Source organism: Wenyingzhuangia aestuarii (genome assembly GCF_011927765.1).
Classification (GTDB): Bacteria; Bacteroidota; Bacteroidia; order Flavobacteriales; family Flavobacteriaceae; genus Wenyingzhuangia; species Wenyingzhuangia aestuarii.
This window is the reverse complement of sequence record NZ_JAATJG010000001.1, coordinates 117,999-142,331: the sequence shown is the minus strand read 5'-3', so window position 1 is coordinate 142,331 and position 24,333 is coordinate 117,999. Positions and strand designations below refer to the sequence as shown.

21 protein-coding genes are annotated in these 24,333 nt (G+C 32.1%); 10 read left to right on the top strand and 11 right to left on the bottom strand.

Going from position 1 to position 24,333, the window contains the following annotated elements; all coding sequences use genetic code 11:
* Positions 1-12: 12 nt before the first annotated feature.
* From GGR97_RS00585 to GGR97_RS00570, 4 genes are all read right to left on the bottom strand, one after another.
* Positions 13-3,084 carry a SusC/RagA family TonB-linked outer membrane protein gene (locus GGR97_RS00585; RefSeq protein ID WP_167896475.1) on the bottom strand — a complete coding sequence of 1,024 codons (3,072 nt, stop codon included), beginning with the start codon at positions 3,082-3,084 and terminating at the stop codon, positions 13-15.
* Between the two features lie 175 nt (positions 3,085-3,259).
* Positions 3,260-6,976 (bottom strand): helix-turn-helix domain-containing protein, encoded by a 3,717-nt coding sequence (locus tag GGR97_RS00580; protein ID WP_167896474.1) that lies wholly within the window; start codon positions 6,974-6,976, stop codon positions 3,260-3,262.
* A gap of 76 nt (positions 6,977-7,052) precedes the next feature.
* The gene (locus tag GGR97_RS00575) at positions 7,053-7,457 is read right to left on the bottom strand and encodes a hypothetical protein (RefSeq protein ID WP_167896473.1); all 405 of its coding nucleotides are present in this window, start codon (positions 7,455-7,457) and stop codon (positions 7,053-7,055) included.
* On the bottom strand, positions 7,447-8,700 hold the full coding sequence (locus GGR97_RS00570) for a 3-deoxy-D-manno-octulosonic acid transferase (protein WP_167896472.1): 1,254 nt from the start codon (positions 8,698-8,700) through the stop codon (positions 7,447-7,449). Before GGR97_RS00570 ends, GGR97_RS00575 begins: the two co-directional genes overlap by 11 nt.
* Positions 8,701-8,807: 107 nt before the next feature.
* On the opposite strand from GGR97_RS00570, the gene GGR97_RS00565 reads away from it, so the two are divergent.
* The 5 genes from GGR97_RS00565 (at position 8,808) to GGR97_RS00545 (ending at position 13,286) form a co-directional block, all read left to right on the top strand.
* Positions 8,808-9,560, top strand: coding sequence for a DUF3108 domain-containing protein (locus GGR97_RS00565; protein WP_167896471.1), 753 nt, complete (start codon positions 8,808-8,810; stop codon positions 9,558-9,560).
* Between the two features lie 48 nt (positions 9,561-9,608).
* Complete coding sequence (locus GGR97_RS00560; RefSeq protein WP_167896470.1) at positions 9,609-10,844, top strand: peptidoglycan DD-metalloendopeptidase family protein; 1,236 nt, start codon at positions 9,609-9,611, stop codon at positions 10,842-10,844.
* Between the two features lie 16 nt (positions 10,845-10,860).
* Complete coding sequence (gene pgi, locus GGR97_RS00555) at positions 10,861-12,411, top strand: glucose-6-phosphate isomerase (protein WP_167896739.1); 1,551 nt, start codon at positions 10,861-10,863, stop codon at positions 12,409-12,411.
* Positions 12,412-12,511: 100 nt separating this feature from the next.
* The gene (locus GGR97_RS00550; RefSeq protein ID WP_167896469.1) at positions 12,512-12,799 is read left to right on the top strand and encodes a hypothetical protein; all 288 of its coding nucleotides are present in this window, start codon (positions 12,512-12,514) and stop codon (positions 12,797-12,799) included.
* Positions 12,741-13,286 (top strand): energy transducer TonB, encoded by a 546-nt coding sequence (locus GGR97_RS00545; RefSeq protein ID WP_167896468.1) that lies wholly within the window; start codon positions 12,741-12,743, stop codon positions 13,284-13,286. Before GGR97_RS00550 ends, GGR97_RS00545 begins: the two co-directional genes overlap by 59 nt.
* Positions 13,287-13,344: 58 nt before the next feature.
* Here the strand turns inward: GGR97_RS00545 and pyk are convergent, their stop codons facing one another.
* From pyk to GGR97_RS00520, 5 genes are all read right to left on the bottom strand, one after another.
* Positions 13,345-14,802 carry a pyruvate kinase gene (gene pyk, locus GGR97_RS00540; RefSeq protein WP_167896467.1) on the bottom strand — a complete coding sequence of 486 codons (1,458 nt, stop codon included), beginning with the start codon at positions 14,800-14,802 and terminating at the stop codon, positions 13,345-13,347.
* A gap of 3 nt (positions 14,803-14,805) precedes the next feature.
* Complete coding sequence (locus GGR97_RS00535) at positions 14,806-15,291, bottom strand: IPExxxVDY family protein (RefSeq protein ID WP_167896466.1); 486 nt, start codon at positions 15,289-15,291, stop codon at positions 14,806-14,808.
* 94 nt (positions 15,292-15,385) lie between these two features.
* On the bottom strand, positions 15,386-16,126 hold the full coding sequence (gene rnc / locus GGR97_RS00530) for a ribonuclease III (RefSeq protein ID WP_167896465.1): 741 nt from the start codon (positions 16,124-16,126) through the stop codon (positions 15,386-15,388).
* A gap of 5 nt (positions 16,127-16,131) precedes the next feature.
* The gene (fabF, locus tag GGR97_RS00525) at positions 16,132-17,385 is read right to left on the bottom strand and encodes a beta-ketoacyl-ACP synthase II (protein ID WP_167896464.1); all 1,254 of its coding nucleotides are present in this window, start codon (positions 17,383-17,385) and stop codon (positions 16,132-16,134) included.
* An 18-nt stretch (positions 17,386-17,403) separates the two neighbouring features.
* Positions 17,404-17,637, bottom strand: coding sequence for an acyl carrier protein (locus GGR97_RS00520; protein WP_167896463.1), 234 nt, complete (start codon positions 17,635-17,637; stop codon positions 17,404-17,406).
* Positions 17,638-17,818: 181 nt separating this feature from the next.
* Between GGR97_RS00520 and purN the strand changes: the two genes are divergently transcribed.
* Together purN and GGR97_RS00510 are read left to right on the top strand one after the other, a co-directional pair.
* Positions 17,819-18,382, top strand: coding sequence for a phosphoribosylglycinamide formyltransferase (gene purN / locus GGR97_RS00515; RefSeq protein WP_167896462.1), 564 nt, complete (start codon positions 17,819-17,821; stop codon positions 18,380-18,382).
* A gap of 6 nt (positions 18,383-18,388) precedes the next feature.
* The gene (locus GGR97_RS00510) at positions 18,389-19,027 is read left to right on the top strand and encodes a ribonuclease H1 domain-containing protein (protein WP_167896461.1); all 639 of its coding nucleotides are present in this window, start codon (positions 18,389-18,391) and stop codon (positions 19,025-19,027) included.
* 97 nt (positions 19,028-19,124) lie between these two features.
* Here the strand turns inward: GGR97_RS00510 and GGR97_RS00505 are convergent, their stop codons facing one another.
* Complete coding sequence (locus GGR97_RS00505; RefSeq protein WP_167896460.1) at positions 19,125-20,006, bottom strand: septum formation inhibitor Maf; 882 nt, start codon at positions 20,004-20,006, stop codon at positions 19,125-19,127.
* Positions 20,007-20,089: 83 nt separating this feature from the next.
* Here GGR97_RS00505 and GGR97_RS00500 point away from each other — a divergent pair, with 83 nt between their 5' ends.
* The 3 genes from GGR97_RS00500 to GGR97_RS00490 all read left to right on the top strand — a co-directional run bounded on the left by GGR97_RS00500 (position 20,090) and on the right by GGR97_RS00490 (position 22,924).
* Positions 20,090-21,064, top strand: coding sequence for a LuxE/PaaK family acyltransferase (locus tag GGR97_RS00500; RefSeq protein ID WP_167896459.1), 975 nt, complete (start codon positions 20,090-20,092; stop codon positions 21,062-21,064).
* A 57-nt stretch (positions 21,065-21,121) separates the two neighbouring features.
* Positions 21,122-21,562, top strand: coding sequence for a YHS domain-containing (seleno)protein (locus GGR97_RS00495; protein WP_167896458.1), 441 nt, complete (start codon positions 21,122-21,124; stop codon positions 21,560-21,562).
* A 471-nt stretch (positions 21,563-22,033) separates the two neighbouring features.
* Positions 22,034-22,924, top strand: a complete 891-nt coding sequence (locus GGR97_RS00490) for an alpha/beta hydrolase family protein (RefSeq protein WP_167896457.1) — start codon at positions 22,034-22,036, stop codon at positions 22,922-22,924.
* 94 nt (positions 22,925-23,018) lie between these two features.
* Here GGR97_RS00490 and tyrS read toward each other — a convergent pair whose 3' ends face one another.
* Complete coding sequence (tyrS, locus tag GGR97_RS00485) at positions 23,019-24,317, bottom strand: tyrosine--tRNA ligase (RefSeq protein WP_167896456.1); 1,299 nt, start codon at positions 24,315-24,317, stop codon at positions 23,019-23,021.
* Positions 24,318-24,333 lie beyond the last annotated feature (16 nt).

Sequence of the window (24,333 nt, the reverse complement as noted above, 5' to 3'; positions counted from 1 at the left end):
ATTTTTTAAAAATTATAATGACATTAATAAACCGAATGATACTGTTCTTGCTACAGGATATTTGGCTACATCTAATCCTTTACCTCCAACTTCAGGATCTAGTCCAGAATAGTTTGTAAACGTTGCTAAGTTTTCTCCAGACACATACAATCTTAATGTAGATCCTTTTGATACTTTATCCATTATCACTTTATCAAACGTGTATCCTAACGTGATGTTTTTAACTCTTAAGTAAGAAGCATCTTCTAAATACCAGCTAGATGCTGTTCCAAAGTTTTTGTTATCGTCTTTTGTAGACAATCTAGGAATGTTTGAATTTGTGTTTGTTGTAGACCATGCACCCAACACTCTGTTATCTAAATTATATCCTGATAATGATGCGTTGTAGGTAGTGTATTTGTATCCGTTAAAAGCTTTAACACCTGAAACTCCTTGGAAAATCATTCCTAAATCGAATCCTTTGTAATCTAAATTTAATCCAAAGTTATAGGTTAATTTAGGTTGGTATGCTTTGTAATATTTTCTATCATCATTACTAATTTTACCATCTTTATTTACATCTTCAAATTTAAAATCTCCTGGTTTTGCATCTGGTTGAATTAAGTTTCCGTCTTTAGTATACGCATCTATTTCTGCTTGATTTTGGAAAATTCCTAAGTGAGGTATTAAATAAGGTGTATACAATTCTCCTCCTACATTTGTTTGATAAGGTTTTAAAACTCCTCTAACACTATCATCGTGATTGTAAATAGTTTGACCAATATCTGCATATCCATCTAAGTTTTCTAACTCGTTTTTAACAGACGTTGCATTGGCATTTACACTATAGTTTACAGCTCCAATTTTGTTTCTATAAGTTGCAGCAATTTCAAATCCTGTATTTTTTACCTGACCTCCATTTACGTCTGCAGGAGCAATTCCCTGATGTAAATCTGCCAGACCTTTAATAATCATTCCTTTGGTTGTTTTTTCAAAGTAATCCATTGTAATATTTAAACTATGATCTAACAAAGAAGCATCTAAACCAAAATCTAAAGATTCTACCGTTTCCCACTTTAAATCTGGATTTGCATTTCTTGCAACATAGCTACCAGAACTTGTGTAAGCAGCATCGTCTCCTAGCACTATATTTCTACTAGCAATAGGCACATCAAAAGAATAGTATCCTACAGATTTAATGTTTCCTATTTGCCCCCAAGAAGCTCTTAATTTTAAATCGTCTATAGCATTAACATTAAAGAAAGACTCTTTAGACAGTCTCCATCCTAACGTAGCAGAACTAAAATTATCTGATTGATTTTCCATTGCCAATCTTGAAGATTCATCTCTACGGTGACTTGCAGATACATAATATTTGTTTCCGTAATTGTACATTATTCTACCAATTGCTGATGTTAATGCATCTTCAAAAGGACTATTACTTGGTTTTAGAACCACCTCTGCATTTTGCAAATATTGATTATATGTTGCTTCTGATGAAAACCCTGTTGCTTTGATTGACGTAAAGTTTCCTGTTGTTTTTTGAGCCGAATACACCAACGTTGTGTTAATGTTATGCTCTCCAAAAGAAGCATCGTAACTTATTTGATTGTCCCAAATCCATTTTCCAATGGTTCTGTTTTCTTGTAATAATGAGTTTTGATTGCTACTTCTTCCTAATTCTGGAACTCTTCCATAAAATTCTTTTTTCTCTTCGTTGCTGTAAGAGTAGAAGTAATTGGTTTTAAAAGTTAATCCTTTTAACACATTGTACTTTAAGTAAGCGTTAATACTTCCAAAAGTTCTAGGTGATTTTTTGTTAGGTCTTAACAACAATGATAAAGGATTGTATACATCTCCATAAGCACCTGCAAACTGAGATAAATCTTCTGGTGCTGTTCCAGAAAAACTTCCATCGGCATAACGAGTTGGTGAAGCCGAAGGCATGTAAATTGCGTTGATAATAGTTCCAGAGTATGGGTTATCTGTATCGGTTCCGTAAGCTTCATCTCTAGAAACATATACGTTTTCTCCAATGGTTATTTTATCTGTTAAGTTATAATCAGACTTTACTCTTAAGTTATAGCTTTCAGAACTTGTTCCTTGTAACAAACCTTCTCTATTTCTGTAAGCAAAAGATGTGTAGTAGTTAAAGTCTTCTCCTGCTCCACTTAAATCTACATTAATGTTATTCACTTTTGCATCTCTAAAAATAGCATCAATCCAATTGGTACGGTTTACTTGTCCGTAAGGATTTTGAGTAGCATCGTGTGCAGATTGTCTTGGAACACCAGCATTATCTGCTGCTGTATTATATACTTCTGCTTGTTGTTTAGCCGTTAAAGGTGTTGGTAAATTAGTTGCCGATTTAACTCCTGAATAATAGTTAACTCCTATTCTTGGCTTTCCAGAAACTCCTTTTTTAGTTTCTATAACAATAACTCCTGATGCAGCTTGAGCTCCATAAATAGCAGCCGAAGCAGCATCTTTTAATACAGAAATAGACTTGATATCGTTAGGATTAATTTCTGGCCCACTGTAAGGCATACCATCTACAATAATTAGGGGAGATTCTGAATTAAAAGTTCCAATACCTCTAATTTTAATATCTGCCGTTTTTGTTGGATCTCCTCCAGAACTTAACACAGTAACTCCCGCAATGTTTCCTTGTAAAAAATCTTTGTAATTAGAAACAGGTCTACTTGTAATAGTTCCTACATTATTTGCCGTTCCAATAGCAGAGGTTAAATCTCCTTTTTTAGCAGAACCGTATCCAATAAGAACCACCTCATCTAAATCACTAGCCAAATCTTGTAATACAACTTCTAGAATTTGGTTACCTTGATAATTAAGAATCTGAGATTTGTACCCTAATGATGAAATTTCTACAATTCCCTCTTTTTGTTTAGATTCGATTACAAACTCTCCATCAAAATTGGTAATTGTAGTTGTTCCTTGTCCTACCTGTCCTTTAAGTACAATATACGCACCTGGTACTGGCATTTGATCTGCTTTAGAAACCACGGTTCCTTTAACAGTTACTTGTGCTATAGAATATGACATGCATCCTACCACAAACAGTAAAAATAAATAAGCTTTTTTCATTGAAAATTTCAGTTTTAGATTTGTGCTAAAAGTAGTTTTAGAGCTTTGAATTAGGGGGTAAATTTGTATAGCCAAGGGGTGTTTTTGTTTCTAAAACACCGTTATTAAATCACAAAAAGGTGGAATTTTAACACACTAACATTTAGGTAACATTGGGGTAATCCTACGATAATAGTTATGTTGCTTGGTTTTGACTTTTATATACTTTTGGACTCACACCAAAATGTTTTTTAAAAGACTTACCAAAGTACTTGGGATCGTTAAAACCGCACTCATAACTAATTTCTGAGATATTTAAGTTTTTATTTTTTAGCAAATAGGCTGCTTTTTGAAACCTAAGTGAGGTAATTACATCGGATGGAGATTGCCCTAGAACTTCTTTAAACAAACGATAGCATTTTACTCTAGAAATAGCCAATTCATCAATTAACATTTCTACATTAAAACCTGCGTTAGACAATTCCTTTTTAATAATTTCTAAACTCTTTTTAATCAGTTTATCGTTTCCAGTTTCAATATCACTTTCTTCGGTTAGAATTTTAAAAATGTCTTTTTCTAATTTGTTAGTAGTTCTATTTTCTTTAGACTTGGTTAAACCTAAAATTTTCTTTTGAATGTAAGATTCACTTGCGGGTAGCTGAATAACAACATCAATTCCAAACTCTACAGATTGCTCCTGAAGGGTATAACTAATTTCTTCTGATATATATACAAAAGGGATTTTCTTTTGCATTTCCTGAGATTTGTATTTATTAAAAAAACCAACCAGTTCCTTGGTAAAAGTGGTTTGATAAAACACCAACACCTCTATATCTATTTGTTGCAAGGCCGAAGTTAAATCGGAAACAGCGTTTTCAAACAATAAATTGCTCTGCTTGTGCCCTAACAGTTGTTTTACAATTTCAACATGTTCATCATCAGAAAGCACCAAAATATTTTTATTTCCGTTATTTAACAATTCTTGTTGACTCATGTGCTTCCAAGAAATGGTTTCTGATTGTTTAAAATCTGTATTCATTTTAAACACGGGAATTTCAAAATTTAACACAAAATCTTGCTCATCTTGTAAGTTAAACGTTCCATTTAAATCATTTAGCAAAGTATTTACGGCTTTAAAATAAGGGCTATAACGAACAATATGCTCCCAGTTGGTAATTAACAATTCGCTTGTAGAAATAAGCTGTAATTTTAATGCATTATTATGATGTGTAATGGCAATATCTAACTGACTATTTTTATCAGAATATTTTACAATATCTCCAAAAAAGTATTGCATTAATAAACTAAAACGAAGAATATCTACCTCTACCCAGGTAATATCTTTGTCTATATGACTAATAAAATTTACGTGATTTTTTTGGGCTAACTTTTTATTCTTTTCTAAGATATTTTTAAGCACCGGAAATAGATTAACAATGCTTTTTTTAGAAGGTTCTAAATCTTTTACATGATCTAAATAATTCCATTCGGACAACAAATTAATTAAACTTGTTGCATGCTTCATTATTTTTTCTTGTTGCTTAGTATTTCCCTCTATTTTAGTGCTTACCTGAAGTATTTTAGAAACCGGTTCCTGAAATTCTGAAAGCACAAAAGATTTAAATTTTTCTAATTCAAAATCTTCATTTTTTAAATTATTATGCAATTCTAATAACTTTTCTTTTTGAAGAGAAACTTCTTTATTTTTTTTATCTAACTCCTGATTGGTTCTAAGTAAATCTTGTTTTTGATGCTCTATAACCTTTGTTCTATCTATTATTTTTTGTTCTAATTGTCTTTTTAATTTTTTGTTGTTTTTGTTTCTAATCCAAACCACAATTAAAACCGTTAACATAAATAGAAAAGAAACTGCACAGTAAAACCAAATAGTTTCGTAAAAAGCTTTGTTAATTTTTACCGTAAAATAAGGAGTATGTGGATTTTCTTCTAAAGAGGTTTTAATGTAAAATTCATAAGTACCAGAAGAAAGGTTGCTGTATTTTATTCCTCCCCACTTTAACAACTTCCAAGAAGTATCTGCTCCGTTTAGCTTGTAATACACATCCTTTTTTTGACTCGCAGGAAAAACAATAGTACTTATTTTAAGAAACAATGTATTATTTGCGTGCTCTTTTATTATTTGTTTAGAATAATTTTCATCACCATCTACCTTAAGTTTTATCTTAGGTGTATATTCCTTTACATTAATAGCTGTAGGATTAAAATAATTTAATCCTTTAACCCCTGCAAAAAACAACATTCCTTTTGGATCTTGATAATATGCACCTTCTGAAAATTCTGGAGACAACCAACCTTCGTTAGGATTAAGAGCTGTTACTTTATAAGTTTGTTTATTGATGACCGACAATCCTTTTGTGGTGCTTAACCAAACTTTATCTCCAACATCTATAAGTCCATATACCATGTGACTTAACAAGCCATCTGTTTCTGTAATATTTTTTATAACTCCTTTGGTTTTGTTATAAACACTAACTCCTCCCAAAGAGGCAATCCAATAATTAGATGTTGTTAAATCTTTAAATACAGAATACACACTGTTCCCTAAAATTCCTTTAGACATTACAACAGGATTTAGAGAACGATTTTCTAAATTAAAAAAGATAACCCCATTATATTCTGTAGCTAAAACTAACTCAGTACCATATTTTTTAATATTTCTTATATGATAATCATTTAACAAACTCTGCCCCTTAAAGGCTTCAAACCTATTATTTGTTAAATTAAATTTTGCGACCCCTCCCCAACAGGAAATCCAAATATTTTTGTTTTCGTCTTCGTACAAAGAATAGTTTCTATTCGCTGGTAAATTTTCAATAGTATGAGCACTGTATAACTGATATGTTCCATTGTATATTCGCAACAAGCCCGCATAAGTTCCTGCCCAAACACTACCATCAGAAGATGTGAACAAAGACCTAACACGCTCCCAATCTATATTATTTTCAGCTTCAGGAAACGTGTATTTAACGTAGCATTCTGTTTTATTATCATAATAGTACAAGCCTTTATTGTAATACCCCAACCATATTTTACCGTTTAAATCTGTAGTAATTGCTCGGATAGATTCATTGGGTAAATGTGGAAACTTTATGGGGTGTGGTGCTATTTGAGATATTAAATTGGAGTCCTTATAAGCCATGCTTAAACCACCATCTTTATGAGCCAACCAAACGTTACCAAACAAGTCTATATGTAGCTTGTTAATTTCGTTACTATGAAAACTATATGCAGAATACTTATCTACTACATAGTGATTAATTTGATTGTTCTGAATATTATTTTGATGATTCGGAATGATATAAACTCCATTTCTACGAGTAGCAAACCAAACATTTCCTTGCCTGTCTTTTAAAACTCCGTTTACAATAACATTTGGATATCTTGCGCTAAATATTTTTCGAAAAGCATTGTGATTTCCCCCTTTTACAAAAGCTACTTTGTTTTCTACAAATTCCCCATTAATACATTCGTAAGTTTTACTACCTGTATCAACTACAATTGTTTTATTGCTAGAAAGTCTAATTCTTTTGGCAACACCATCTTTAAATTCAAAACTTTTAAACTGTCTATTTCCAATATACTTACTAACTTTTCCTTGATCTGTAAGTATCCAAATAGCTCCAAACTTGTCTTTTTCAATATTTAAAATATAGTTTCCTGCAATTGAATTTTTATTGTTAATATCATGTTTGTAAACTATAAATTCAGACCCATCAAAATAGTTTAAACCATCCCAAGTTGCAATCCACAAACCACCATTAACATCGTTTTCTATATCTACAACAGAGTTATTAGAAAGACCTTGATTGGTGGTATACGTTTTAAATTTTATTTGTTGCGCTAAAGAGTTAAAGAAAATAAAAGAACAAAAAAAGTATATCCAGAACCTCATAATCGTGTCGTTTGTGACCTACAAGATTACGCTTATAGCATTACTTTAACATGAAGCAATTATTAACTTGTGATGATTATTTTTGATCTATAGTAATCAATAACTTAAAAGCAGAAAAGAAAAACAACAATAAATAAGTTTGATAAAGAACCCAAAACCAAATATTCTTAATGTTGATTTGAAAAATATTGTGATCTGCCATTAAAATATTTCCCGTATTTAGTTTCCAAATCTGAAACCCTCCGTACAAAAAGGAAAACAACAAAACACCATTTAATAAAATAATCGTCAGTTTGTGCATCAGTTTTAATTGTTTATCAAATGCTTTTGTAAAGTAATAAGCAGACAACCAAAAACCTCCATAAAGAGGAAAAACCCATAAAATACTAGGCATTAAAAAAACAGATGTAAACAAATGTCCTCCTGAAAAAACAAATAGCGAAATAAGCGTTAGTACCAACGCAATTATTTTATTTCTCATGAGTTAAAATAGTAGATAAAGAATTCATTATTTTTTGAGTAGCTCCTAAGTTTTGAGCCACATATTTTCTAGTGATTTTTGACTTCTCTAATCTCACTACATCATCTTGATAAATAGTTTCTAAAACAGCCGATAATTCAGTTGTATTTGTAACACTTACACAACCTTTTAAAGCTACCAAATCTTGTACTTCTTTAAACTTTTTAAAATTAGGACCAATAACAATTGGTAATCCATAAGTAGCAGCTTCTAAGGTATTGTGAACACCGCTTTTGGTATAACCACCACCAATATAAGCCACACTTGCATAGGCATATATTTTAGATAAAATTCCAATAGTATCTACAATAAAAACACGGTAAGTATCCATCTGTTTTCCTTCCATTTCAGAATACAAAACCACTTCTGTTTTAAGACTATTTTTAAGTTTTAAAATTCCTTCTTTAGTAATATTATGTGGAGCTATAATAAACTTTTCTTTGGCCGATGCTTTTGTATTTATATAAGTAACCAATTGCTCTTCATCTTCTGGCCAAGTACTACCTGCAACTAGTAAATAAGCATCATTTTTAAAATCGTTTACAAACGGTAATTTTTCGTTTGCCTCTACTAACTTTTGAACCCTATCAAAACGAGTATCACCAGCAATAGTAACTTTATCAATATTAATGGAATTTAACAATTCTTTAGAAACATTGTCTTGTACAAAAAAGTGCTGAATGGTTTTTAAATGTTTACACATCCAAAAACCTTGTGGTTTAAAAAAGGATTGATTCTCTCTAAAAATTCCAGATATTAAAAATGTAGGTATTTGCTTACGATGTAGCTGATTTAAATAATTTGGCCAAAACTCATATTTAATAAAAATAGCTACAGCTGGCTGTACTACCTTAAGAAACTTTTTAGCGTTGCTAATGGTATCCATAGGTAAGTAACAAACTACATCTGCTAGGTTGTAATCTTTTCTAATCTCATAACCAGAGGGAGAAAAAAAAGTTAATACAATTTGATAATTAGGGTACTCTTTTTTTAATTCTTCAATTACAGGTCTGCCTTGTTCAAACTCTCCTAAAGAAGCTGCATGAATCCAAACTACAGGATTACTATTTTTAATAGATGATTTTAATGTATCAAAAACATGTTTTCTACCCTCAACAAAAAGCTTGATTTTAGGATTAAATAAAGCCACTCCTTTTAAAACAAAAGTAGCCATCAAAATAAGTAAATTGTATAAAAACCTCATAACAGCAAAGCTAAAAAATTAGCCTTGTGTTTACCTATATTGACGTTTAATTTTTTATTTTGGAATACGTTTTGATATTACTTATCAAAAGCTAAAAAGAAAAACAGATGAGACAACTTATATACCTTGTTCTTTTTATTGGGTTTATTGCCAATGCCCAGGAAAACCGAGCATACAAAGACGGTGAAAAAATAAAGTTTAGAATTCATTACGGAATTATTAATGCTGGTTACGCTAGTATTGAGGTTCAAGATATGTTGATTAACAATCAGAAATACGAACATGTAGTAGGAAAAGGATGGACTACTGGCATGCTTAGATGGGTATTTCCTGTAGAAGATGACTATCAATCTTTTATTAATAAAAAAACAGGCTTACCAACTAGAGCCATCAGAAAAGTAAAAGAAGGAAAATATACCAAAAATGTTGAGTTGTTTTTTGAAAAAGACAGCGTATTAACTGTTGACCACAAACACAACAAACAAAAAAGAGTAGCAGCTCAAAATGTTCAAGATATGATTGCAGCTTTTTACTACTTAAGAAACAACGTTCCAGATAGTTTAAAAATTAATGAATCTGTAGATATGGATTTGTTTTTTGATTATAAAAAATTCCCTTTTAAACTTATAAAGCTTAGAAAAGAAAGCTTAAAAACTAAGTTTGGAGATGTTGAGTGTTTTGTGTTTAGACCTATGGTTCAATCTGGTAGAGTTTTTAAAGCTAAAGAAAGCCTTAGCATTTGGATTACAGCCGATAAAAACAGGATTCCTGTTAGAATTCAAGCCGATTTAGCAGTAGGTTCTTTAAAAGCTGATATTGATGAATATAAAGGTTTATTACACCCCTTTAACGCTCAATAAAATTCATAAATTAATTGTACTTTTGGCAGCTAGAAATAATCTTCAGGAATGTTAAAAAAAATCACCCTTTTAAGTCTTATTTTAATAACTCTAAATTCTTGTAAAGAGAAGGAAGAAAAATCAGGTGATGACAGCAATCCCCCTACCGTTGTAAAAAAATCTAAAGTATCTAAAAAACTTTTTGGTTACAGCCTAGACAATTTTAAAGTTGTTAAGGATGAAATTAAAAGAGGAGAAACTTTTGGAACTATTTTAGACGAGCACCATGTTTGGACTCCTAAAATTTACGAAATAGCCAATAGCATTAAACCCGATTTTGATGTTAGAAGACTTAGAGCGGGTAAAAATTACACCATTTTAGCAGCTAAAGACTCTACAGAAAAAGCTCAGGTATTTATTTATCAGCACGATTTAGTAAATTATTCTATTGTTGATTTTAGAGATTCTATTTACACAAAATCTGTAAAGAAAAAAGTAACCACAAAGCTAAAACAAGCATCGGGAATTATTACAAGCTCTCTTTCTCAATCTTTAGATGAAAAACACATAAGCCCTGTGGTAGCTAACGATCTTTCTGACATTTATGCTTGGACTATTGATTTTTTTAGGCTTCAGAAAAACGATAGATTTAAAGTTATTTACGAACAAAAATATATTAACGACACTGTTCCTGTTGGAATTGGTAGAATTAAAGCTGCTTATTTTGAGCATGTAGGAAAACCTTTTTATGCCTTTAATTATGTACCCGATTCTATAACAGGTATTGAAGAGTATTTTGATGATCAGACCAACAATTTAAGAAGAGCCTTTTTAAAAGCTCCTTTAAAATTTAGCAGAATTTCTTCTAAATACAACCTTAAAAGAAAAATTGCATTTTACGGTAGAATAAGACCTCACCTAGGAACCGATTTTGCTGCCCCTGTAGGAAGCCCAATTATGAGTACCGCTAACGGAAAAGTAATTGAATCTAAATACAGAGGTGGAAACGGAAACTATGTTAAAATTAGACACAACGCTACTTACACCACTCAATACTTGCACATGAGTAAAAGAAACGTAAAAGTAGGTGATTACGTAAAACAAGGAGATGTAATTGGATGGGTTGGAATGACAGGTAATACTTCTGGACCACATGTTTGTTATCGTTTTTGGAAAAACAACAGACAAGTAGATCCTTTAAAAGAAGAGCTTCCGGCAGCCAAACCTATGAAAAAAGAAATTCAAGCAAACTATTTAACTCACATAGCTCCAATTAAAAAAGAATTGGATGCCATACCATATTAAACAAAAACATACCACTATGTCTTTACAAAACATCAATCCAACAACAACCAACGCATGGAAAAAGTTAGCAGCTCATTTTGAAACTGCTAAAAACCTAGAGCTAAAAGAATTATTTGCTCAAGATGAAAATCGTGATGCAAACTACACTATTGCTTTGGACGATTTAAAATTAAACTATGCTAAAAACAGAGTTTCTAACGAAACCATGGAGCTATTAGTAGAGTTGGCAAACGAAACTGGATTATCTGATGCTATTGAACAATACTTTGGTGGAGAAATTATCAACGCTACCGAAGGAAGAGCAGTATTACATACTGCCTTAAGAAACAACAGTGGTAACCCTGTAATTTCTGAAGGAATAGATGTAATGCCAGAAGTAAACAAAGCTAAAGAAAGCATTAAAGCATTTACAGAAAAAGTAATTTCAGGAAACTGGAAAGGGTACACTGGAAAAGCAATTACAGATATTGTAAACATTGGTATTGGAGGTTCTGATTTAGGACCAAATATGGTAGTAGATGCTTTACAATACTACAAGAATCATTTAACCACTCACTTTGTTTCTAACATTGATGGTGATCATGTTTCTGAAGTCATTAAAACATTAAACCCAGAAACTACTTTGTTTGTAATTGTTTCTAAAACTTTTACAACTCAAGAAACTATAGGAAACGCTTTAACTATTAAAGAGTGGTTTTTACAAAGTGCAAGCGAAGCAGATGTTGCCAAACATTTTGTGGCTGTTTCTACCAACTTAGAGGCTGTAGATAATTTTGGAATTGCATCAGAAAACGTATTTCCAATGTGGAACTGGGTAGGAGGTCGTTTTTCTTTATGGTCTGCTGTTGGTTTATCAATTGCTTTATCTGTAGGATACGATAACTACGCTGATTTATTAAATGGTGCACATCAAATGGATAACCATTTTAAAACAACATCGTTTGACAAAAACATTCCAGTTGTTTTAGCTTTGTTAAGCATTTGGTACAATAATTTTTATGGAGCAGAAAGCGAAGCTGTTTTACCATACACTCAATACTTAAACACATTACCTTCTTACCTACAACAAGCTTTTATGGAAAGTAATGGTAAATCTGTAGATAGAAACGGAAACGAAGTTACTTACCAAACAGGAACTATTATTTGGGGAGCTGCTGGTACAAACATGCAACACGCATTTATGCAGTTGGTGCACCAAGGGACTAAATTAATTCCATGTGACTTTATTGGATTTAACGAGTCTTTATACGGTAAAGCAGATCATCATAAAAAATTAATGGCAAACTTCTACGGTCAGCAAGATGCTTTATGTTTTGGTAAAACTAAAGAGCAAGTATTAGCTAGTGGTGTAGCAGCAGATGCTATTGAATTGCCTTTTAAAGTATTTACAGGTAACAGACCTAGCAACTGTATTACTGCAAATAAATTAAGTCCTAACATCTTAGGAAAAATGATTGCTATGTACGAACACAAAATATTTGTACAAGGAATTATTTGGAACATCTATAGCTTTGATCAGTTTGGTGTAGAACTTGGAAAAGAAATGGCAAACAAACTTTTAAAATAAGAAACCATCTTAACATACGCAAATCCCTAGTAATCAAATGCTAGGGATTTTTTTTGGCACTTATCTTGATGTAATTTCAATCTAATCAAACTCTTATATCATGAAATTAAAAAAAAATCCAAAAGCGAATCTGGAACATTACAGCGGTGTGTTTACACTGCTAGGACTTGTGTTAACTCTTTTTATTACCTACGTTTTTATAGAACATAAATCGTACGCAGCAGTAAAAAAAGAAGCTGACATTGTGATTAAATACGATACTGATGAAACAAAAACTATTCAATTTAAGCGAATAAAAGAGAAGCCAAAAAAAATTGAAAAACCCATTCTTGAAGAACCAATCAATAAGAAAAAAACAACCTACTATTATAGATTTAACCAAAGTTAAAAAGGTTGATAACACAGAGGAGATTGAAACCACATTAATTAAAGAAGAGCAACCTACTACCACTGCAGATGAAGATTTAAAAAACATAGAATATTATTCTGATATTATAGAGTACGAACCCGAAACCATTAGCTATGTGAGCGTAGAAAACATTCCTGTTTACCCTGGTTGTGAAAAGTATATGTATGATAGAGAAAAATCAAAAAAATGCTTTAGTAAAAAAATAGCTAAATTTTTTGGTAAAAACTTTGATACAGGACTCGCTAGCGAACTTAATTTAACTGGATTGCAAAGAATAAATTGTGAGTTTATTATTGATCACAATGGAAATGTTAGTCCAGATATTAAAACCACAAGAACACACCCTGAATTAGCCAAAGAAATTAAAAACATTATGGGAAAGTTACCCAAAATGAAACCTGCTAAACAAAACGGAAAAACAGTAAACTTAATATACACACTGCCTATTCGCTTTATGGTAGAGTAAAAAAGAAACCCCTGTTCTAAAATAGAACAGGGGTTTTTATATAAAAAAACTATATTTCTTATTTGCTTAAATCTACTTTAGAAATACGTAATGTATTCACATCACCTTTTTCCATAATTGGAGTAGAAGTTAAGTTTACAACAATATCTCCATCTTTTAAGTATCCACTATCAAATGCAATATTGTTAACATCTCTAATAATATCTGTAGAGAAAGGAGTATTAGGCTCGTAGTATCTACCTTTTACACCCCACATAATGTTCATCATCCCTAATGTTCTTCTATCAGAAGAATAAGCTAAAATTTGAGATTTTGGTCTTAATGCAGAAATTTGTTGAGCAGTATATCCAGAGTTTGTGATGGTAGAAATTACTTTAGCATCAATGTCTTCTGCAACTAAAGCCGCTTGGTGACAAATTGCATTTGTAATCGCTCTATCAGAATCTGTATCTGGTTTTGGAGATTGTCTTGGTACTTCAATTAAACTAGAGTTTTCAACATCTAAAATAATTTGTCTCATTACTTGAATTACTTCGTTTGGAAATGCTCCTACAGAAGTTTCACCAGATAACATTACAGCATCAGCCCCATCCATAATAGAGTTTGCAACGTCGTTTACCTCAGCACGTGTTGGTACAGAGTTTTCGATCATTGTTTCCATCATTTGTGTAGCAATTACAACAGGAATTTTAGCTTCCTTACATTTTCTTACTAACATTTTTTGAGCCAATGGCACTTCAGACATAGGAATTTCAACACCTAAATCTCCACGAGCTACCATAATAGCATCTGTGTTGGCAATAATTGCATCAATATTTTCTAAAGCTTCTGGCTTTTCAATTTTAGAAATTACTCTTGTTCTGTAAACAGAAATATCAGAGTTCTCTGCAATTAATTTATGAATATCATCTAAATCTGCAGGGTTACGTACAAAAGATAAAGCCATCCAATCTACTTCTAATCCTAAAGCAAATTTTGCATCTTCAATATCTTTTTCTGTTAAAGCAGGTAAAGAAACGTTTGTATTTGGTAAGTTAACACCTTTTTTAGATTTTAAAGGACCTCCTCTTAAAACCTTAGTTGTTACTAAATCTTCGTTATTAGTTGCAGTTACTTCAAATAATAACTTTCCATCATCTACTAAAATTTTCTCTCCAACTTTTACATCTTTAGGAAAACGTTGGTATGTCATGAAGGCTTTTTCTTGAGTTCCTTCACACTTTTCAGTAGTAAAGTTGAACACATCACCAGGAGCTAACTCAACACCTTCTGCCATTACACCTACACGTAATTTAGGACCTTGTAAATCCGCTAAAATGGCAACGTTAAAATCTAATTCTGCATTTAACTCTCTAATAATATTAACATTATTAGTTACATCATTATAATCAGCATGAGAAAAATTAATTCTGAAGACATTCACCCCAGAAATCATTAATTCTCTTAACCTGTCCTTATTTCCTGTTAAAGCAGGACCTAACGTAGCTACAATTTTGGTTTTTTTAGTCTGTGACATATTTTAAAAAATTAAGTATTCTTTATGATTCAATTTATAAGTGTCTACCGAGTAAGCAGTAACCACCCCATTTAATTTATTTATTTGTTGTAAAAGATTCTTTAGTTTTGAAGCTAAAAAATCTCCTTGTACTTTTATCACAAAATCGGCTTCTTTTATTTCTGGTTGTAAATACACATAAGAACTTGCAAAAGATTCTTCTGTTTGAAACAAACCTAAAGAGTTACCCTTTGGTGCTTTCACTTTAAACTTATTGTTGATTAAATACCAATCTATTAAGTTTTTTGTGTCTTGATACTCGAATGATGAAAAGAAAGCTTTTTTACCTTCTATCACATAATCCAAATCTGGCACAATTCTTTGAAAATGAAATCCCAAATCGTTATTCAATAAATAAGCCAATTTATAATCTTGCAATACAGTATGAACAGCGATTAACTGGTAATCTTGCTCATCAAAATCACAAAGTGTTAAACAATTAGCAGCCATAAAAAAACTACGTATTTATACGTAAAAATACAGGAACGAAATTAATTAATTGTATTCAATCTAAAATCAAATTTACGATAATAAAACGCAAACGTTATAGTAGATTTTCTATTTCTGATTGAAAGACAAAGTATGCCCTTTTAGCAGCCATTTCTTCGGCTCTTTTTTTAGAAGTAGCCCTACCTTTTGATATTACTTTTTTATCTACAAACAACTTAACGCTAAAATGTTTTACATTTTGGTTGCCTGTATCTTCATAAACATCAAAACTTAAGTCTTTTTTGTTTTTTTGAGACCACTCAATCAACACCCCTTTGTAACTTGTAATTTTACCCTCTAATTTCTGAATATCAACATAAGGAACTATTACTTTTTTGGTGATAAATTTTTCGCAATAAGCATAACCTCTATCTAAATAAATAGCTCCAATTAAAGCTTCAAATAAATTACCGTGTATATTATTCCCTATTTTAGATTTAGAAATTTTAGTATCTAAAAACTCAAGCAAATCTAAATCCTTACCCAATTCATTTAAATGATCTCTACTTACTATTTTAGAGCGCATTTGCGTTAAATAACCTTCGTTTGCTTCAGGCACTTCATTAAACAAATAAGCGGCTATTATAGAGCCTAACATAGAATCTCCTAAATATTCTAATCTTTCAAAATTAATAGGACGTCCATTATCATCTTTAAGCTGTAACGAAGTATGCGTAAAAGCTCTTTTGTAGTGTGATAAATTTTTGGGAACAAACCCTATGATTTTTTTTATTTGGGTATAAAAAATCTCGTCCGATGAGGAACGAGATTTTTTTATATTTTTAAAAAACTTCAAAAGTCTTAATCTTCTAATTTTTTAAACAACACACATGCATTGTGCCCTCCAAATCCAAAAGTATTACTCATAGCAACCTTAACTTCTCTCTTTTGAGCCTTGTTAATGGTTAAGTTTAATTTTGGATCAATGTTTTCATCTAACTCAACATGGTTAATTGTAGGTGGCACCATTCCATGTTCCATTGCTAATACAGATGCAATTGCTTCTATAGCTCCGGCAGCACCTAATAAGTGGCCTGTCATAGATTTTGTTGAATTGATGTTTAAGTTATAAGCATGCTCTCCAAATACTTTTTGAACCGCTTTTAACTCTGCAACATCTCCTAATGGAGTTGATGTTCCATGCATATTTACTGCATCTACATCCTCAGGTTTTAACCCTGCATTCTGCAAACAATTCAGCATTACTTTAGTAGCTCCTAACCCTTCTGGATGTGGTGCTGTTAAGTGATATGCATCTGCAGATAAACCTCCACCTGCAACTTCACAGTAAATTTTTGCTCCTCTTGCTACAGCGTGCTCGTATTCCTCTAAAATAAGTGCTCCACCACCTTCACCCATAACAAATCCATCTCTAGATTTATCAAATGGACGAGAAGCTGATTCAGGATTATCGTTATTTTGAGACAAAGCATGTAAGGCATTAAATCCTCCCATTGCAGCTCCAGTTACAGATGCTTCAGAACCTCCAGTTACAATAACATCAGCATGACCTAAACGAATGTAGTTTAAAGCATCTATAATTGCGTTTGCAGATGATGCACACGCAGATACTGTTGTAAAGTTTGGACCTCTAAAACCATATTTTATAGAAATATGACCCGGAGCAATATCAGCAATCATTTTTGGAATAAAGAAAGGGTTGAATTTTGGTGTTCCATCACCATGTGCATACTCAACAACTTGTTGTTCAAAAGTATCAATTCCTCCAATTCCACATCCCCAAATAACACCTACTCTATCTGGATCAACATTTTTAACGTCTAATTTTGAGTTGATAATTGCTTCATCAGCAACTACCATGGCATACTGCGTAAACTTATCCATTTTACGAGCTTCTTTTCTGTGAATAAAATCATTCACATCAAAACCTTTTAACTCGCAAGCAAAACGAGTTTTGAACTTGGCAGCATCAAAGTGTGTTATAGGAGCAGCACCGCTTTTCCCATTCACTAAACCATCCCAATACTCTTCTATATTGTTACCGATTGGTGTCAATGCACCAAGTCCAGTTACTACAACTCGTTTCAATTCCATAAATAGATAATTTTCTAATTACTTAGCTCCTTCAATAAAGCTTACTGCTTGACCTACTGTACCAATGTTCTCAGCTTGATCATCTGGAATTTGAATATCAAATTCTTTTTCGAATTCCATGATTAATTCAACAGTATCTAAAGAATCTGCTCCTAAATCGTTTGTGAAGCTTGCCTCAGCAGTTACTTCGTTTTCGTCAACTCCTAATTTATCAACGATAATTGCTTTTACTCTTGATGCAATGTCTGACATAGTATTATAATTTATATTAAGTTTAAAACCGGGACAAAAATAAAAAACTTTTGTTTCCACAAACAATCTTTATGGGAAATATATTCACTAAGATATAAAAATTTATCACATCTTTGTATCAAATATTTCAACAACTAACACAAGTCAAGAGTTTCTAAAACCTCTCTAAAGTCAATAAAACATGATTAAAATTGCCATTCTAGCATCTGGTTCTGGTTCAAATGCAGAGAACATTGCACACTATTTTTCGGACGATAAAAATGTTAAAATCACCTACATTTTAAGCAACAAAAGGGATGCTTTTGTGCTTGAAAGAGCAAAAAAGCTAGGAATAAACAGTCAAGTTTTCTCTAATAAAGAGATGAAAGAGCAAGTTGACCTCTTAAACTTGTTAAAAGTTGAAGCTGATTTTATTATTCTTGCAGGCTTTTTATTAAAAGTTCCCGAAAATATTATTGAAGCCTTTCCTAATAAAATTATTAACATACACCCTGCATTATTGCCTAACTATGGTGGAAAAGGGATGTACGGAATGCATGTGCACAATGCTATTAAAGAAAATAAAGAAACGGAAACAGGAATTACTATTCACTTTGTAAATGAAAATTACGACGAGGGTGCAATTATCTATCAAGCAAAAACAGAGGTACTTCCAGAAGATACAGCAGAAGACATTGCTAAAAAGGTACATCAATTAGAATACGAACATTTTCCAAGAGTAATTAAAGAGACCATCTACAAATAATAACAAATGGCTAAAAGCAAAAAATATTATGTTGTGTGGAACGGAAAAACCAAAGGAGTTTTTAACAGTTGGAAAGATTGTAAAAAACAAATTGATGGTTTTCAGGGAGCTCAATACAAATCTTTTACCTCCAAAGAAGAGGCTGAAATTGCTTTTACCAAAACCTACGAGGAATACAAAGGAAAAAACACCAAAAAACCTGTTATAGACAAAGAGCTCCTTGCCAAAACAGGAAATCCTAATCTGGTTTCTATAAGTGTAGATGCTGCTTGTAGTGGAAATCCTGGTTTAATGGAATACAGAGGTGTAAACACTAAAACCAAACAACAGCTTTTTATACAAGGTCCTTTTAAAGAAGGAACCAATAATATAGGTGAGTTTTTAGCCTTGGTACATGGATTGGCTTATTTGCAAAAAATAAATCAACCTAACTTACCTATTTATTCAGATTCTAGAACTGCCATTGCCTGGGTAAAAGCCAAACAATGCAGAACAAAAATTATGCCCACAGCAGACAATAAAAAAATGTTTGACCTAATTAAACGTGGTGAGAAATGGCTACAAGAAAATGCATTTAAAAACCCCATACTAAAGTGGGAAACCAAAGTATGGGGTGAAATACCTGCCGATTTTGGAAGAAAGTAAAAAACACAACCTACAATCCTTTTAAATTATTTGTTCTCGACAGCACTTCAACTCAGCTCTGTGACCATGCTAGAACAACTGCAACCATCATTAAAAACTATTCCAATCCCAACTCTTTTCTTAAATGCAAATCTGCATTGCTATTCTTTTCCCAGTAAGCAACATTTAATGTTTTATTTAACGTTGCTTTGGTGGTTAACATTTTTTTATTTGCTCCCCAACCACTTTGATACGTTTCTGTCCATCCTAGAATTTTATACGGAAAGGAATTTTCAAAAGTAATGGCTAATTCTCTATTTAACTCTTTGTACACTAACCTATAAACCGTAGTGGTTTTACTTTTTACCACAGAACCCAAAGCGTTATATGCTTGTACTTTATTATGAGAAAATCTTAAATACACAAAACTTGGCAATGCTTTAAATTTTCCTTGTGGTAAACCCTCAGGTGTTAGTCTTATTTTTGACCAAAGATCATCTTCTAAAACAATGTTTTTTTCGAGTTCTCTATCCTGAAAAGACTCTCCTTGAAAATACGATGAATTGTCTATTTCAAATTCATCACCATCATTAATCAGTTCTATGTATTCATGCCCACACCATTCTTGGGTTGATGAACTTATTTTTAAAGAAGCTTTAGGTTTATTAACCGGTAAAAAACTACTCGTCATTACAGAATACGGATAAATTCCTGTCTTAAATTTTTTAGTTGCATTTAATTTTAATACACTAATATTACTAAGATTATTTTCATTTGCTTTGGTATTGTGTTTTTTAGAAAAAGGTTCGGTCACAAAAATATTTACAGCATGTCCTTTTCTAATATCTCCATACCTAGCCTGCTCTAAATTGTAACTGGTAATTTCTGCTTTACCAGAATACCAATACTCTTTAAACTGTTGATTGACATTTTTTTTTTCTGAATTTTGAGCACAAGCAGAGGTCAAAATCAATAAACTTACATAGATAATATGTTTCATAAAATGTATTTTTTTAATAGGTCGATGGAATTTGAAATAGGTTACACCACTAATTTACTTATTTTTGTAGCTTATTTACAGCTATGCAAGAGTTTGATTTTTTATCCGTAACCTCACAGAATTTTAAAGAACAAGCACTAGCTGTTTTTCGTCATCAAGCAGAACACTGTGTTGTTTATAAAGATTTCATCAATCTTTTAAATGTACACCCTAATAAAGTTAACAATATAGAAGACATTCCTTTTTTGCCTATTCAGTTTTTTAAAAGTCATTCCATCATTTGCGGAAACCCCACTATAGAAGAAACTTTTTTAAGTAGCGGAACAACAGGAATGAGTCAGAGTCAGCATTTAGTTGCAGATGTTTCTTTGTATAAAAAAAGCTATTTAAAAGCTTTTGAGCTGTTTTATGGAAATATTAGAGAATATACCGTTTTAGCACTACTTCCTTCTTATTTAGAACGTAACGGATCTTCACTCATCTATATGGTAGAAGATATCATCAACAAATCTGAAAACCCAAATAGCGGATTTTATTTGCACAACCATCAAGAGCTATATGATAAGTTACAAGAACTGGAAAGCAAACAAGCCAAGACTATTTTAATAGGAGTTTCCTTTGCTTTGTTAGATTTTATAGAAAAGTTTAACTGCAACCTACAACACACCATTGTAATGGAAACAGGCGGAATGAAAGGAAAGCGTAAGGAAATGATTCGTGAAGAATTACACGAAGAGCTTAAAAAAGGTTTTGGAGTTGATAACATTCACTCAGAATACGGAATGACAGAATTGTTAAGTCAAGCTTATTTTAACGATTCACAAAAATTTAATTGTCCACCTTGGATGAAAATTCTAATTCGCGATACCGAAGATGCTTTATCGCTATTACCTATCGGAAAAAGTGGTGGAATTAATGTCATCGATTTAGCCAACGTAAACTCTTGTTCTTTTATTGCCACACAAGATTTAGGAAAAGTTTATGCTGATGGATCTTTTGATGTTTTAGGTAGATTTGACAACTCCGACATTAGAGGTTGTAATTTGCTAATTCAATAATTTTGTAATCATCAACCTTTCCTTTCGACTATTTGTCTATAACAGAAATCTACTATTATGAAACAAGTTGTCTTATTTCTTACTTTATTCATCACTTCTATTTCTTTTGCTCAAAAAAAAGACTACAATCTTAAAAAAGGATATGTTGCAGAAGGTTACGATGTGGTTTCTTATTTTGACAACAAAGCTGAAGAAGGTAAAAAAGAATTTACCACCACTTACGACGGAGCTAAATTTAAATTTGTAAATCAAGAACATTTAAACACTTTTAAAAACAATCCTAAAAAATACGTTCCACAATACGGAGGTTGGTGCGCTTATGCCTTAGGAGCAAACAATACCAAATACAACATTAATCCAAAAACGTTTGAAGTTAGAGATGGTAAACTCTATTTATTTTACAACTCCTGGGGAGTAAACACCTTAAAAAAATGGAACGATGAAAACCCAAAAGAGCTTAAAGAAAAAGCCGATTCTTATTGGAATAATCTTAAATAAGTTTAACTATTTTTAGGAAAGCTACTTATTAAATATTAGCTAAATTGTATGTTTTTAGCAAACTCTAAAAATTAGCATACATTCAATGAAAGCTTTTTATCTATTTTCCTATTCATATCTAGCTACAGCCAGCATAGTTTTACCAATCATCTAAAAAATACAGATGATATCTCTTTTACAAATAACTTATCTGTAAACATAACAAACACCAACAAAAAGCAAGTTTTTTCCATTCAAAGCAAAGAAGAAAAAAACAAAATTAAATACAGTCAAGTTGTTTTTACTGTCCCAAAAAAAGGTTGGAAAAACTTAAAAAATGCTCAATTTGTAAATGGCACTATTCACAACAAAGGAGACAAAGAAGTAACTGTTGTTTTTTATGTAAAAGCAAACAGAGGTTGGGATGCTGTTTCTGATGAAGCTACCATCAAACCAAACGAATCTAAAACTTTAGAGTGTAATTTACTAAACATGTTTCCAGATGGAGCAACTCCTAAAATAGACAGAAATCATATTTCTCTACTAAAACTTATTATTGTAAAAGCTCCTAGCAATTTAAACATTACACTAAGCCATTTAACTTACAAAGGAGTTCAGAAAAAAGCAATCATACCTAAAGGAAGACTTGAAGTGCCAGACATGATTCTCAAAAAACCTACAGCAGGACTAAGAGTAAAATACAAGCTAGACAATAACTCAGAATTATATTCTGCTCTTTTTCTACCAAAAAAATGGACACCTAAAAAAAAGCTTCCCATAATTGTGGAGTTTCCAGGAAACGAATTTTACACAAACAACTGCTACTCTTCTGGAAGTCCAGAAGATTGCACTATTGGTTATGGTATGAGTAAAGGAAATGCCATATGGGTGAGTTTACCTTTTGTGAATTACAAAACCGGAAAAACAGCCCCTAGCGGATGGGGAAATCCTGAAGACACTGTAGACTACACCCTTAAAGTTGTAGATCATATTATTAAAAAATTTAACGGAGACCCTAACAATGTTTTTTTAACAGGATTTTCTAGAGGTGCCATTGCTTGTGGCTTTATTGGTTTAAGAAACAAATCCATTGCAAACACTTGGAAAGGAATTCACATGTGCCAACATTACGATGGTGACGGATGGGGAGGCAGTAAATTAAACGATGCTATTCTGCGTTTGCAAAACCTAAATGGAACAAAAATATTCCACACAGACAATATTAAAAAAAACAAAGAGTTGCAAAAAATGTTAGCAGATCAAAATGTAGATGTAACTTCGGCTGAATCTGATTTAAACACACATGCATGTGCCATGTTTTTAGACAACAGACCTTCTACCTTAAAATTAAGAAAATGGTATCAAGACTTACTTAAAAAATAAAAATAGCAGCTCACTTTCCCACAGAAGTAAATAAAACAAAAAAGCCTTTCACAAAATTTGTGAAAGGCTTTTTTTTAAATTGTGCAAATTGGTTTTAAACAAAACTTACCAAGTAGTAATTCTTTTTACCCCTTTGTAATAACACATATTTTCCTGCAATTAAATCTGCAGCAGTAATTTTATAATCTTCTTTTATTTTCTCTTTATTTACAGAAATTGCGTTTTCTTTTAACGCTCTTCTAGCATCAGAATTAGAACCTAACAAATTGGTTTTTGCAGCCAAAGCTCCAATCATATCCAACCCTTCTGTTAACTCATCTTTACTTAACTCTGCTTGAGGGACTCCCTCAAACACATCTAAAAACGTTTGTTCGTCTAAAGATTTTAAATCTTCAGAAGTAGATTTTCCAAACAAAATAGAAGATGCTTTTACAGCGTTATCTAAATCTTCTTGAGAATGTACCATTACGGTAACTTCTTCTGCCAATCTTTTTTGTAACAAACGCATATGCGGAGCTTCTTTATGCTCAGCAATCAATGCTTCAATTTCTTCTTTGGTTAAAAAGGTAAACTTTTTAATAAAGTTCTCCGCATCTTCATCAGAAGTGTTTAACCAATATTGGTAAAATTTATAAGCAGATGTTCTTTCTTTGTCTAACCAAATATTTCCTCCTTCAGATTTTCCAAACTTAGTTCCATCAGCTTTAGTAATTAACGGACAAGTCATGGCATACGCTTTTCCTTGTGCTTTACGTCTTACCAATTCTGTACCCGTGGTAATATTCCCCCACTGGTCAGAACCTCCCATTTGTAATTTACAATTCTTGTTTTCATATAAATGCAAGAAATCATATCCTTGAAACAATTGATACGTAAACTCTGTAAAACTCATTCCATCAGCACCATCTTCACCTGTAATACGTTTTTTTACAGATTCCTTGGCCATCATATAATTCACCGTTAAGTGTTTTCCAATATCACGAACAAAATCAATCAAAGAAAATTCTTTCATCCAATCGTAATTATTCACCAACTCCGCTGCATTTTCTGCATCCGAATTAAAATCTAAAAAACGCTCTAACTGACCTTTTACCCCAGCAACATTTTTAGCCAACGCTTCTTCATCTAACAAATTACGTTCTGCCGATTTTCCCGATGGATCACCAATCATACCTGTAGCTCCTCCAATTAAAGCAATTGGCTTGTGCCCTGCTTTCTGAAAATGCATCAATACAATAATTGGAATTAAACTTCCAATGTGTAAAGAATCTGCCGTAGGATCAAAACCAATATATCCTGCAGTTACTTCTTCTGCTAATTGTTCTTCAGTTCCGGGCATAATGTCGTGCATCATCCCTCTCCACTTTAATTCCTCTACAAAGTTGTAAGCCATTTTTAAAAATTTTGAG

Excerpts from the sequence above, each read along its gene's own strand:
- GGR97_RS00585 (WP_167896475.1), bottom strand. The coding sequence starts at position 3,084 with ATGAAAAAAGCTTATTTATTTTTACTGTTTGTGGTAGGATGCATGTCA.
- GGR97_RS00580 (WP_167896474.1), bottom strand. The coding sequence starts at position 6,976 with ATGAGGTTCTGGATATACTTTTTTTGTTCTTTTATTTTCTTTAACTCT.
- GGR97_RS00575 (WP_167896473.1), bottom strand. The coding sequence starts at position 7,457 with ATGAGAAATAAAATAATTGCGTTGGTACTAACGCTTATTTCGCTATTT.
- GGR97_RS00570 (WP_167896472.1), bottom strand. The coding sequence starts at position 8,700 with ATGAGGTTTTTATACAATTTACTTATTTTGATGGCTACTTTTGTTTTA.
- GGR97_RS00565 (WP_167896471.1), top strand. The coding sequence starts at position 8,808 with ATGAGACAACTTATATACCTTGTTCTTTTTATTGGGTTTATTGCCAAT.
- GGR97_RS00560 (WP_167896470.1), top strand. The coding sequence starts at position 9,609 with ATGTTAAAAAAAATCACCCTTTTAAGTCTTATTTTAATAACTCTAAAT.
- pgi (WP_167896739.1), top strand. The coding sequence starts at position 10,861 with ATGTCTTTACAAAACATCAATCCAACAACAACCAACGCATGGAAAAAG.
- GGR97_RS00550 (WP_167896469.1), top strand. The coding sequence starts at position 12,512 with ATGAAATTAAAAAAAAATCCAAAAGCGAATCTGGAACATTACAGCGGT.
- pyk (WP_167896467.1), bottom strand. The coding sequence starts at position 14,802 with ATGTCACAGACTAAAAAAACCAAAATTGTAGCTACGTTAGGTCCTGCT.
- GGR97_RS00535 (WP_167896466.1), bottom strand. The coding sequence starts at position 15,291 with ATGGCTGCTAATTGTTTAACACTTTGTGATTTTGATGAGCAAGATTAC.
- fabF (WP_167896464.1), bottom strand. The coding sequence starts at position 17,385 with ATGGAATTGAAACGAGTTGTAGTAACTGGACTTGGTGCATTGACACCA.
- GGR97_RS00520 (WP_167896463.1), bottom strand. The coding sequence starts at position 17,637 with ATGTCAGACATTGCATCAAGAGTAAAAGCAATTATCGTTGATAAATTA.
- purN (WP_167896462.1), top strand. The coding sequence starts at position 17,819 with ATGATTAAAATTGCCATTCTAGCATCTGGTTCTGGTTCAAATGCAGAG.
- GGR97_RS00510 (WP_167896461.1), top strand. The coding sequence starts at position 18,389 with ATGGCTAAAAGCAAAAAATATTATGTTGTGTGGAACGGAAAAACCAAA.
- GGR97_RS00505 (WP_167896460.1), bottom strand. The coding sequence starts at position 20,006 with ATGAAACATATTATCTATGTAAGTTTATTGATTTTGACCTCTGCTTGT.
- GGR97_RS00500 (WP_167896459.1), top strand. The coding sequence starts at position 20,090 with ATGCAAGAGTTTGATTTTTTATCCGTAACCTCACAGAATTTTAAAGAA.
- GGR97_RS00495 (WP_167896458.1), top strand. The coding sequence starts at position 21,122 with ATGAAACAAGTTGTCTTATTTCTTACTTTATTCATCACTTCTATTTCT.
- GGR97_RS00490 (WP_167896457.1), top strand. The coding sequence starts at position 22,034 with ATGTTTCCAGATGGAGCAACTCCTAAAATAGACAGAAATCATATTTCT.
- tyrS (WP_167896456.1), bottom strand. The coding sequence starts at position 24,317 with ATGGCTTACAACTTTGTAGAGGAATTAAAGTGGAGAGGGATGATGCAC.